Here is an 11,494-nt window from a genome sequence, read left to right on the forward strand (position 1 = left end):
GACCATGCTTCAAGCTGAATGCCGTGCGCCTTGCAAAATGAATGCAGCTCTTTTTGAGTCAGGCGCGGATGATACTCCACCTGGTTGACCATCGGCATGATTTCAGCGTCTTTCATCAAGTCTTCAAGATGATGGATTTGAAAATTGCTGACGCCGATCGCTTTGACGCGCCCCGCTTTGTAAAGGGCCTCCAGCGCTCTCCACGCCTCTTTATAGCGGCCTTCAACAGGCCAGTGGATCAAATATAAATCCAAATCATCAAGCCCGAGCTTGCTGAGGCTCTTCTCATAGGCTGCGATTGTCTCCTCATAGCCCAAATCCTCATTCCATACCTTTGATGTCACAAAGAGATCCTCGCGCGAAATGCCCGCTTCTTGTAAACCTTGGCGGATGCCTTCTCCGACTCCCTCTTCATTTCCGTATATCGCTGCTGTGTCAATGCTCCGATAGCCGTGATTAATCGCCGTCTTTACGGCATTTACCAGCTCCGGGCCTTCTTCCACTTTAAATACCCCGATGCCAAACCAAGGCATTTTTACTCCATTATGCAATTCTGTTCGATCCTGTAAATGTTTTGCAGTCATCATTGACCTCCTGTTTTCGTTTATTTTTTTAAATGCAGTCCCGCAGAGACTCTTGCAGCACCGGTCCCTGTTTTTTCTCTTTTCGTTCGAGCATAAGGCTCACGCCTGTAAGCAGAACGGCACAGACAACCATGACTCCCCCGGTCCATGGGGCGTGGATGATCCCGATCGACTCCGTTATGATGCCCCCTAAGTAGGAGCCGATGGCAATGCCTGCGTTAAATGCTGCGATATTGACGGCGGATGCGACATCCACCGCACCCGGTACGAACCGTTCAGCAAGCATGACGACATAGACCTGCAGCCCCGGAACATTCATAAAAGCCAGCAAGCCCATTAACATGATCGTTATCAAGCCCGCAACCTTAAAAGGCGCTGTAAACGTCAAGGCGAAAAGCACGGCCGCCTGGGCGATGAACATATAAAACAATGCAGCCAGCGGCTTTTTGTTTGCAGCCTTTCCGCCGATGATGTTGCCGATTGCGATCGCAATTCCGTACACGAGCAAAATAAGTGCGACGGCCTCCTGTTTAAAACCTGTGACATGCTGAAGGAGCGGGGATAAATAAGTGAAAACGACAAACGTGCCGCCGTACCCCAAAGCCGTAATGATAAATAAAAGCAATAAGCGGACATTGGTCACAAGCTTAAACTGACTTCGGAACGTCGTCCGGGCGCCTTTTGGCAAATTGGACGGCACAAGGATGCTGTTTGCGATAAAAGCAATCGCGCCGACGGCAACGATGGCCGTAAAAGCAAGCCTCCAGCCGAATTGCTGCCCGATAAAGGTTCCGATCGGAACACCCGTAATCGTCGCCACGGTGAGTCCCGTAAACATAATGGAAATCGCGCCCGCCCTTTTATTTTCCGGCACAAGGCTTGCAGCAATCGTTGAGCCGATTGACATAAATACCCCGTGCGAAAAGGCCGAAAGAACGCGGGCCGCCAAGAGGATGCCAATGCTGCCGGCACACGCGGCGATGCCGTTTCCGATCATGAAAACCAGCATAATCAAAAGCAGCAATGTTTTCCGCGACATAAGGGACGTTACAGATGTTAACACGGGCGCCCCGAATGTTACGCCCAGGGCATATAAAGAAACAGTCAGCCCTGCTGTCGTAACCGAAATATCCAGATCGTCCGCAATGAGCGGCAGCAGGCCGACGCTGATAAATTCTGTCGTACCGATCGCAAATGCGCTGACGGCTAAAGCCAAAAGCGCCGGTATGCTTCGTTTGTTTTGAAAAGAAGACATATCATTCCCCCTTGATTTTTTGTATAGCAAATGATCGCCGGCAAATGATATTATGGTACATATCAGTGATGAAAAAAAGTACGTACTTTTAAGTATCATAGGAACCAAAAAGTATGATAGGTACTTTTAAGTGCCTATCAGATCGGAGGATGAAGATGAAGCAGAAAAAATACAATATCTCTGTCGAAGCAACCCTTGAAGTTATCGGCGGAAAGTGGAAGTGCGTCATCCTTTGCCATTTGACGCACGGCAAAAAGCGGACGAGCGAATTGAAGCGCCTCATGCCGAACATTACGCAAAAAATGCTGACCCAGCAATTGCGCGAATTAGAAGATGACGGCGTCATTAACCGGATCGTGTACCAGCAGGTTCCGCCGAAAGTCGAATATGAGCTCAGCGAATACGGGTGGACGTTAAAAGACATATTGGATTCCCTGTGCGATTGGGGAGCAAAGCACATTACGAAAGTTTACGGAGACAAATTCGCGGTCTTGGAGGACAGCGTGTTGAATGATAAATTGAAGTAGCAAAAACGACATTCCTTTGTTTTGGAATGTCGTTTGTGTTTAGCGCTATGAATAATAACGGGACAGCTCCATGATCATCGCCCCCATCCGTTCCAGCTCAGGGGCAAGCAGCCGATCTATGCCTTCTTCCTTCAGCGCTTCCGCCGTCACCTTCCCGACGGCTGCCGCTAAAACGGATTCCCCAAAAGCTTTGACGATGTCTTCGGCTGCACCCTTTTCTCTCGCATAATTGAATAGCGAACGGACTTGAACGGCCGTCGTGAAACAAACCGCATCGACCTCGCGGCTTGCGATCTCCCGGCACAATAAAGCAACGGTTTCCTCTTTCGGAGGGATATGCCTGTAAGGCAGAATCGGACATACGGACGCCCCTTTCTCCTCCAGAAACCTCAAAAGTGACGGCGCATTTTCTCCATGAAGCTGCACCATGACCCGTTTTCCGGTCAAATCGTAAGGCTCCAGCGCGCGAATCAGTCCTCCCGTCGTTCCGTCTTCATCGGAAGCTTCCGGGGTAATGCCGAGCTTTTTCAAGGCAGCGATCGTTTTGTAGCCCCTTGATGCCGCTTTTGCCCTGCGGATCGCCTGCAAAAAGCGTTCGCCGATTCCAAGTTTTTCAGCTACATTGACAAGCGTTTCAGTACCGATCCCGGTCGTAAATATCACCCAATCGGCACCATTTTCAACAAATGCCTTCAAATCGGGTTCAACCTCTTTTTCCGCCAAAAAAACGGTTCCCTGCAGAGAGCGGACGACGGGAATTCCGCCTTGTTTTTCGATGAGCGTGCTGATTTCGTCTATTTTTCGCGAACCGCCGATCGCAATTCGTTTTCCGTTCAATCCTTTTGCCACAACCAATCCCTCTTTCTTTATCTTTTTATCAGTTTGCTAACATCTTCCATGTGAAATATGATAGAATTATCAAAAAATAACAGGAGGTTTTCGTATGTCTGCCCATTCTGAAACCCGTGCCGAACAGTTGACAAAGCATGCCCGTTTTTTCGAGTATACCACTGCTTCCGATCCGGTTGGAAGCGGAATCATCAGCCCGGTTCCAATTAAAGAGTTCGGTCCTGAATTATACCGTTCCGGGGAAACGCGGATCATTCCTTTGGACATTTCAAACGAGCTTAAAACGGATTATCCTGCATCAAGCCCGTCCCTTCTCGCCCATTTTGTCAAGATTCGTACCGGGGATACGATCAATACCAAACCGAACGCAACAAGCGAATTATATTACGTGATTGAAGGCGCCGGTACAACCGTTTCCTGCGGAGAAACGATTGAGTGGCATAAAGGCGATTTTTTCACGCTGCCTGCCGGTTCAAACAGCCGACATACCGCTTCTGAAGACTCATCCATCTATTATATTACAGATTCGCCGCTTCTTCGCTATTTAGGCGTGAATGCCGCAGAAACTCGCTTCAAACCGACTCTGTACACCGCTGAACAGGCAAAAGCAAAATTAGCCGAAGCCGCCAATGCCCCTGACGCCCGTTTTCGTAACCGTATTTCCGTTCTCTTAAACAATGACAAATTCGATCAGACGTTAACCATTACGCATGTGCTGTGGGCCATGTTCGGCATCGTCCCTCCGGGTTCAAGGCAAGCGCCCCACAGCCATAAATCGGTCGCCCTCGACTTTGTTGCCTATGCGGCACCGGGGACGTATACATTAGTCGGGAGCAAAATCGATCCCGATACCAAGGAAATCATTGATCCGGTTAAAGTGGAATGGGTCACCGGAAAAGCGTTCATCACACCGCCGGGGTTATGGCATTCCCACCATAATGAATCAAATGAGGCAGCCTACATCATTCCGATACAAGACGCAGGATTGCAAACGTATCTTCGCACATTGGATATTCAGTTTCAGCATTATGAGAAATAACAAACATTTTTTAAGGGGTGCGGCTTTTGCCGCGCCTCTTTTGGAAGACGGGCCTACGGGCGGGCGTTCCTTTGATAGTATTCAATGACAAACTGCTTAAAGTTGAGGGCTGCAGGCGATAAATAGTGGTCTTTTAAGACGGCAAGACCGATCTTCCGTTCGGAGCGGTAATCCGCAACACGGCAGAATGCGACGGGAAGATGGACATGCTCAGCCGTTTTCGGCAAAATCGCCGCGCCAAGCCCAGCTGACACGAGCCCCAAAATGGTCGAAACCTCTTCTCCTTCAAACGCAAGCTTCGGGCTGATCTCTAGATCCCGGCACATTTGATCGAACACATAGCGAAGCCCATACCCCTGTTTAAAGCCGACAAAATCCTCCCCCGCAATGGCTTTCATCTCAATTTCGTTTTGGCCTGCCAGCGGGTGGTCGGCGGGCAGCACCAAATAAAGCTGCTCTTTATCAAGGATGGTCCACTCAAGCAGGTCGTTCGGCAGAGGCGGAGAGCTCAGGCAAATATCGGCCTCCCCTGTTTCCACCATGTGCTGAAGCACTTCATTCGCCCCTTGATAAAGTCTGAACTCCACATGCGGGTGCCGTTTTTTAAAGCCGGCAATCAGCTGCGGCATAAGCCGGGAGCCTAGCGTATGCAAAAAAGACACCGATATTTCTCCATAGTCGGGATCTGCGCTTTTTTTCACCTGCCGGACGCCTTCATCGAGCGTGTGGCGGGCTTTTTTTGCATTGGCGAGAAACTGTTTGCCGTACTTTGTGAGCCGGACGGACTTTGATCCGCGAATAAACAAAGGAACGCCCAATTCTTTTTCAAGCTTTTTGACGGACCGGCTCAGAGCCGGCTGGGAAATGCACTGCTCCATAGCAGCTTTCGTAAAGTGGCGATGCTTGCTGACCGCAATAAAATTGTCAATTTGATGGAGCTCCACTGTCTCACCTCTTTATCATAACCAAAACGTATTATAATCATAGTTATTATAAATTAGACACATTGCAAATGAAAGCGTAGGATGAATCATAGAGCAGATTTCCGAAATGAGGGACCAGCATGAATTACATTCAGCCGCATACAAAGGTTTATCAAAAAGCAAGCATTGCATTATTTATCAGCGGTTTTGTCATATTTGCGACATTGTACACCACACAGCCGCTGATGCCGGTATTTGCGAAAGAGTTCGGCATATCAGCCGCGTCTGCAAGCTTAACATTATCCATTTCAACCGGTATACTGGCGTTTGCTTTGCTAGCTGCAGCCGCATTGGCGGACGGGTTTGGCCTTAGAAACATCATGACGATGTCGCTTTTTGCAACATCTGTCCTCGGACTTTTAACGGCGTTCAGTCCGAATTTTGCCGCCCTGCTTGTAATGAGGGGGCTTCTTGGTTTTTTCCTTGCAGGCGTTCCAGCCATCGCCATGACGTATGTCGGCGAAGAGTTCGATCCGAAGGGACTCGGAAAAATGATGGGACTCTACATAAGCGGCACGAGCCTTGGAGGCATGAGCGGAAGGCTGTTGACCGGCCTTTTGACAGACCTTTTCGGCTGGAGGGATGCGCTCGCCATCATCGGCATCATTTGTGTCGTACTAAGCTATCTGTTTTGGGTTTTCCTGCCGCAGCCGCGGCACTCTGCAAGAAAGCAAACCAATCTAAAAAAAACATGCCTGGCCTACCGGTCTGTCTTTGTGAACGGACGGCTCATGCTGCTCGTTTCCCTCGGCTTCATCTTAATGGGCAGCTTTGTCACGATGTTCAACTATATCGGATTTCAATTGATGGGCCCTCCTTACCGGCTGTCGCAAACGATTATCGGTTTGATTTTTATCGTCTATTTGGCAGGAACGCTCAGCTCGGTTTACATGGGAAAGAAAGCCGACCGCTACGGCACTTCATTCATGATTAAGATCGCAATCGCCATCATGGCTTCAGGCGCCTTGATCACGCTTTTTACCTGGCTGCCGCTGAAAATTGCCGGCATCGCCGTTTTTACGTTCGGATTTTTCGGGGCGCATTCGATCGCCAGCTCCTGGGTCGGCCAGCAGGCGGGTGAACGGCGCGTTCAAGCTTCATCTCTTTATTTGCTGAGCTATTATCTCGGCTCAAGCTTAGCCGGTTCATTCGGCGGTTTTTTCTGGACTCACTTTGAGTGGCCGGGAATCATCTCTTTTATTGCGGGACTGCTTTTGATTGCCTATCCGGTCACCTTCTTTGCCGGAAAAGATGCAAGGGAAGCCGAAGCAAAGAAACAGCTTAAGCCTTATTCAAAGAATGCCGATATATAAGGAAAAGCCGGCATGGCAATTCTTTTTGTAGGTCAGCCGTTTTTTAGAGGTGCATGGATCTCGTCATGTTGGCTGTCTCCTTATATCCGCTATAATTGGATGGGGGGGTTTTGGCATGAAGAAAACGGGATTTTACGGATTGATTGCATCCGTTGTTTTCGGAAGCTATTTGAGATGGATCTTGAATGACAGCGGGATTCTGACCGATATCATCGCTTTGTGCGGCTTTGTGTTCATCCTGATGTACTCGTGGGATGAATCGAAAAAGGAAAGCCGTAAAGCCCTTTTATTAAAGGGGACAGGCGTGGTCATCTTAACGCCTTTATCGGTGTATATGATCTTCAAGGGCCAGGAATCAATCAACAGCCTTGCTTTTTTCAGCGGCTGGGAAACAGCCGCTAAAGTCGGGTGTATCTTATTGGTATTGCTTGTAGCATCAGTCCTCATGACATTTATACATAACATCAGCTCCAAGCCGTAACAAAGAGGCATCCGGACATCCGGATGCCTCTTTTTGTTTTAAACTTGCGGCTGCGCGGATACCGACGCAGTTCCGCCGGAAATTCCCGCGCCGGACCAGACGTCTTTTGCGTAGCGTCCTTCTTCTTGCAGTTTAGAGATCCAGCTTTGCGCTTCTTCTTTGCTTGCCTGCAAAATGTGTTCGTACGCTTCGCACAAAGCGTCTTCAACGGCCGGGGCCATGTTTGCGCCGTCTCCGCAAACGTACAGGCGGCCGCCGTTGTTCAGCAGATGAATCAGCCTTTCCGCATCCTCTTTTATCAGATCCTGCACATACGTTTTCGGGCCGTCTTCAAACCGCGAAAAAGCAGTGTGCAGTTGTACGATCCCGTGCTGTTCTGCTTTTTCCAATTCGTCGCGGTACAGAAAATCGTGTTCCGGATGGCGGCAGCCGAAATACAAATGGGCTTCGCCGAGTGTTGCTCCTGCTTCTTTTACAATGCGGCGCGCCTGAAGAAAGCCGCGGAAAGGCGCAATTCCCGTTCCCGGTCCGACCATGATGAGCGGCGTTTCAGGGTCATCGGGCAACCTGAAGCCTGACGAAGGCTCCCGGACAAAACACGATATGCTGTCCCCCGGGGCGAGTTCTGCCAGATAGTTTGATGCCACACCGCGGTACTGCCCCCGGCCGCTCAGCGCAGGTCCGCTTACAACGGCGACGGTGATGCTCGTGTTCCGGGCATGTTCCCGGGGCGAGCTGGAAATGGAATAGTACCTCGGTTTTAATGAAGGCAGAAGCGTCAAAAAGCGTGCGAGCGGCAGCTCGCAAGCCGGATACTGCTCAAGAAGATCGAGCATCGTCAAACGCTTCTGCAAGACCTGCGCTTTGTAGGCTTCATCCTCCAAAAGCGCGGCAAGCTCCCGTTGATGAGGCGGACAAACGGTATGCTGAGCCAGCTCGCGGATCTGGGCTCTTGTGGCCGGCTCCTGCAGTTCAACGCTGTTTTGAAACAGTGCTGTGACATTGACCGGGCGATCTAAAGGCAAATGGGAGACGCGGCGTTCTCCGCTGATCAAAACGTGTTCATCTCCGCTTAATCCAAACCGCTTGAGCACCCTGTCGACGAGCGCATTGCTGTTTTGCGGCAGCACCCCGAGATGGTCCCCCTCCACATATGCAGTTCCTTCCGGCAGAGAGATTTCGATATGTCGCGTGCTTCTTCCGCTGTCCGGGCTCTGAAGTTCGCGGTTCGTTAACACTTGTGCCGTGAACGCCCGATACGTTTTCACAAGAGGCGAGCCGGCCGGTGCGCTGATGAATTCGACGGACAGCTCTTGTCTGTCTGCCTGCTGCTTATGCTCCGTTATGGAAAATGCTTTTCTCAAATTAGGCCAAAGACCGTTTTTCCAAGCTTCAAAGCTTCCTTCAAAATCATCGTTGGCATCCCCTTCTCCACGCGTATAGAGCCTGATCGCGCCTTTTTTTTCAAATGCGTCGTCAATCAGGCGGGGAATCCGCTGATACGTGCTGGCCCAGCTGGTGTTTCCGCATCCGAACACGGCGTATTTGACACCTTGTAAGTCTTTTTCGGGATCTTGTTCAAGCCAATTGACGAATTCCTTCGCATTATCGGGCGGGTGTCCGTTATACGAAGCTGTTACGACAAGCACCGCTCCCTCCTTCGGGATCCTGCCTTTATATTGATCAAGCTCAGCTGTTCTGCTTTCCCAGCCTTGCAAACGCGCTTCGTCTGCGAGCTCTCTTGCGGCGTCTTCGGCAGATCCGAGATTTGAGCCGTACAGTACAAGGAGCGGAGTACCGTGGGCATCTGCCGCCGCCTGTGAGTGAATGTCTGTTCGGGAAGCGGCTTGCTTTTCTTGATGGGCCGCTACTGTCATCAGCGCCATCTCTCTTCTCGGCTTGACCCGCATCGTAAACCCGTCCGGTTTAATGGTAAGCGATTCTTTTATTGTTAAGCGATAATTCGTGTGGTCTTCCAGTTCAAAATACTGAAGGATCATCCCCAGTACAAGCGTGGCTTCATGAAGCGCGAACTGCATGCCGATGCAGGCGCGCTGGCCGTTTCCGAACGGTTTGTACGCGTTTTTCGGAATGCTGTTCATTCGTTCAAACCGCTCAGGCCGGAATTCTTCGGCGTCTTTTCCCCAGACGCTTTGATCCCTGTGCAGTTTCGGAATTAAAACGGACACGCTCTGACCCTTCGGAATCAAATATTTGCCGCCGATCACCGTTTCTTCCTTGGCGTACAAAGAAAACGAAGGAGCAGTCGGAAAAAGCCGCAGCGACTCGTTTAAAATCATGCGAATATACTTCAGCTGCTGAACTTGTTTGTACGAAGGCACAGGATCTGTAAGCACCCGGTCGGCCTCTTCATATGCCTTTTTGAGCTTATCGGGATGCTGAAGGAGCAGATAAAGCGCGAATGACAATAAGCCGCTCGTCGTCTCGTGCCCCGCAATCAAAAAGGTGATGATTTGATAGCGGATGTTTTCATCATCGAGCCTTTCTCCTGTTTCAGGATCCTTCGCATGAAGCATGAGGGACAGCAGGTCGTTTCCGCTCCCGCCTCCGGTTTGTCTTCGTTCAGCGATGATCCGGTCGACGAGCGAAAACATCGATTCAACATCACGGTTAAACTGCCGCCTTGTCTTAACCATCAGCTTATCCTGCCATTCGAGGCGTTTCGTCTGCCTCATCGCTTCATTCAATCCGCGGCCCAGGCTTTCGATAAACGGGTGCTGCCCTTCGCGGTAAAAACTGTTAAAGCGGTAGTTGAAGCCGCATAAGCCGATCGTATCCAGCGTCAGGCGCGTCATATCATCCGGAACATCGATGCTCTCATTCTGATTCAGACGGGACCATTTTTGAATAAGCTGCAGTGCGATATCCTGCATCATGGAGTGGTAGCCCTTCATCGCTTTCTGACTGAAGCTCGGCAGGAGAATGTTGTGGGCTTTCCGCCAATTCGGTTCATGCGTCCAGCTTGTAAACAATCCGTCTCCGCTGAATTCGCGAACCTTCAGGAGGCCCTTCCCCATGTTTTTATCAAACCTTGATTCGTCACATACCTCAGAAACGAGCTCATGACTTGAAACAAAGACGCCTACCGTTTCCCCAAACTGAAATTGAAAAATAGGGCCCATTTCATCCGCGATTTTCCACAGAGACTGGGACACCTTCGTTTTGTCCAGCAACGGAAGGTTGCCGAGCGGTCCGTATGTTTTCGGGATTGGGATCGTGCTTAGCTTGTTCATCAGGATCATCCTTTCTTTTTGTGAAAATCCTTATTAATCGTGACGTTTAATCGCATGCCAGGAACATTGTTCAATTTCTTCGATTAAGCCTGAAGGATCTTCAATTTCTCCGGCTTTCACCAGCTTTTGAATGTGGACAAACGCTCCGAATACCATCGCGGTTAAAATATGCGGAGGCAGCGGATGAATGATGTTTGCCTCTTTGCCTTTCTCAAAAAACAAATAGACAAAATCCAAAAGGTCGTTCAGGACGCTCCGGCTTGTTTCGGTTAAGTAATGCGAAGTTTTATCAATTTCCAAAAAGTAAAGCGCATAGACGTTTTCGTGCGCAAATTCGTAGAGGCAGCGGAAGATGTGGTGAAATTGGCTGCGCACACTCAAATGTTCGGGGTAGCCTTCCTTAATCTTTTCTGTAAAGCGTCTTACACTGTTTTGAAACAGAACATTGACAAGCGCCTCCTTGCTGTCAAAGTACCGGTAAATCGTCCCTGCTCCGACGTTTGCTTTCTCTGCGATCATCGGAATCGTTGTGGCATCGAATCCCCGGTCTGCGAATAGAACGTGGGAAGCCTTGATGATCTTTTCATATTTGCTTTCTTGTTCCACCTGTATTCACCTCCACATCGCGGAATGAACGTTCATTCCGCAACCGTCATTGTTGTTCAAATTAGACAGGCGTTCGCAAAATTCCTTTTTTAATATAAAAATTTTTAAACAAAAAACAAAATGGGTAAAATCTACCCATTTTGCTCACCGGTTCTAATTACACAAATCCACAATAGATCCCGCCAATTTGGCAACACGATCGATTAGTATTCTTATATATTATTTTTTATAACGTTTCTATCAGAACCGCAGCAATAAGCGGATGTCCGTTTCGCAAGCCTTGGTACATTCCGTATACCCTCACATTGTCTCCCGGCTGCACCCTGCGGCCGGTGAGATTTTCAACATAAACGGTTCCCACCTTGACGGATAAAGCGAATATTCCTTCCTGGTCCGCAGATGCCGCGGCGCCTTCTGCGTATACTTTCGTTTCTTTTTCGACTTCGCCTTTCTTCATTTTAAAAATGTCCGCCTCAACAGCCTGCTTTTTCAAGTCATCGTCGAGCTTTTGCTTTGTCGGCAGTTCTTTTGTTTCTAAAAATGCGGATGATGCAAGTGAACATAATAAAACCGGCATGAGCAGCCATTTCATCGTCAATCCCT

General features: G+C 49.5%; 11 protein-coding genes. 4 read left to right on the top strand and 7 right to left on the bottom strand.

Annotated features, from left to right (window positions below; genetic code table 11):
- Both V7126_RS04155 and V7126_RS04160 read right to left on the bottom strand, forming a co-directional pair.
- Positions 1-587, bottom strand: a 587-nt coding sequence (locus V7126_RS04155) for an aldo/keto reductase (RefSeq protein WP_438823792.1), incomplete at its 3' end; no start/stop codon positions are given.
- A 25-nt stretch (positions 588-612) separates the two neighbouring features.
- Entirely contained in the window at positions 613-1,839 is a 1,227-nt protein-coding gene (locus V7126_RS04160) for an MFS transporter (protein WP_046131510.1), read from the bottom strand.
- Between the two features lie 155 nt (positions 1,840-1,994).
- Here V7126_RS04160 and V7126_RS04165 point away from each other — a divergent pair, with 155 nt between their 5' ends.
- Complete coding sequence (locus V7126_RS04165) at positions 1,995-2,366, top strand: winged helix-turn-helix transcriptional regulator (protein WP_048353586.1); 372 nt, start codon at positions 1,995-1,997, stop codon at positions 2,364-2,366.
- 45 nt (positions 2,367-2,411) lie between these two features.
- Here the strand turns inward: V7126_RS04165 and V7126_RS04170 are convergent, their stop codons facing one another.
- Complete coding sequence (locus V7126_RS04170) at positions 2,412-3,215, bottom strand: uroporphyrinogen-III synthase (protein ID WP_046131508.1); 804 nt, start codon at positions 3,213-3,215, stop codon at positions 2,412-2,414.
- A 94-nt stretch (positions 3,216-3,309) separates the two neighbouring features.
- Between V7126_RS04170 and V7126_RS04175 the strand changes: the two genes are divergently transcribed.
- A complete protein-coding gene (locus tag V7126_RS04175; protein WP_335496912.1) occupies positions 3,310-4,254 on the top strand; it encodes a cupin in 945 nt (314 codons plus the stop codon).
- Between the two features lie 53 nt (positions 4,255-4,307).
- Here V7126_RS04175 and V7126_RS04180 read toward each other — a convergent pair whose 3' ends face one another.
- Positions 4,308-5,198, bottom strand: coding sequence for a LysR family transcriptional regulator (locus V7126_RS04180; protein WP_335496914.1), 891 nt, complete (start codon positions 5,196-5,198; stop codon positions 4,308-4,310).
- A 119-nt stretch (positions 5,199-5,317) separates the two neighbouring features.
- Between V7126_RS04180 and V7126_RS04185 the strand changes: the two genes are divergently transcribed.
- Together V7126_RS04185 and V7126_RS04190 are read left to right on the top strand one after the other, a co-directional pair.
- Positions 5,318-6,550: an MFS transporter gene (locus V7126_RS04185; RefSeq protein ID WP_046131505.1), complete on the top strand. Its 1,233-nt coding sequence runs from the start codon at positions 5,318-5,320 to the stop codon at positions 6,548-6,550.
- Positions 6,551-6,665: 115 nt separating this feature from the next.
- Positions 6,666-7,031, top strand: a complete 366-nt coding sequence (locus tag V7126_RS04190) for a YoqO family protein (protein ID WP_046131504.1) — start codon at positions 6,666-6,668, stop codon at positions 7,029-7,031.
- Positions 7,032-7,069: 38 nt separating this feature from the next.
- Here V7126_RS04190 and V7126_RS04195 read toward each other — a convergent pair whose 3' ends face one another.
- From V7126_RS04195 to V7126_RS04205, 3 genes are all read right to left on the bottom strand, one after another.
- A complete protein-coding gene (locus V7126_RS04195) occupies positions 7,070-10,285 on the bottom strand; it encodes a bifunctional cytochrome P450/NADPH--P450 reductase (RefSeq protein ID WP_335496917.1) in 3,216 nt (1,071 codons plus the stop codon).
- A 33-nt stretch (positions 10,286-10,318) separates the two neighbouring features.
- The gene (locus V7126_RS04200) at positions 10,319-10,891 is read right to left on the bottom strand and encodes a TetR/AcrR family transcriptional regulator (protein ID WP_046131502.1); all 573 of its coding nucleotides are present in this window, start codon (positions 10,889-10,891) and stop codon (positions 10,319-10,321) included.
- 226 nt (positions 10,892-11,117) lie between these two features.
- Positions 11,118-11,483: a hypothetical protein gene (locus V7126_RS04205; RefSeq protein WP_335496920.1), complete on the bottom strand. Its 366-nt coding sequence runs from the start codon at positions 11,481-11,483 to the stop codon at positions 11,118-11,120.
- Positions 11,484-11,494: the final 11 nt, after the last annotated feature.

Source organism: Bacillus sp. JJ675, assembly GCF_036963165.1.
GTDB lineage: Bacteria > Bacillota > Bacilli > Bacillales > Bacillaceae > Bacillus > Bacillus glycinifermentans.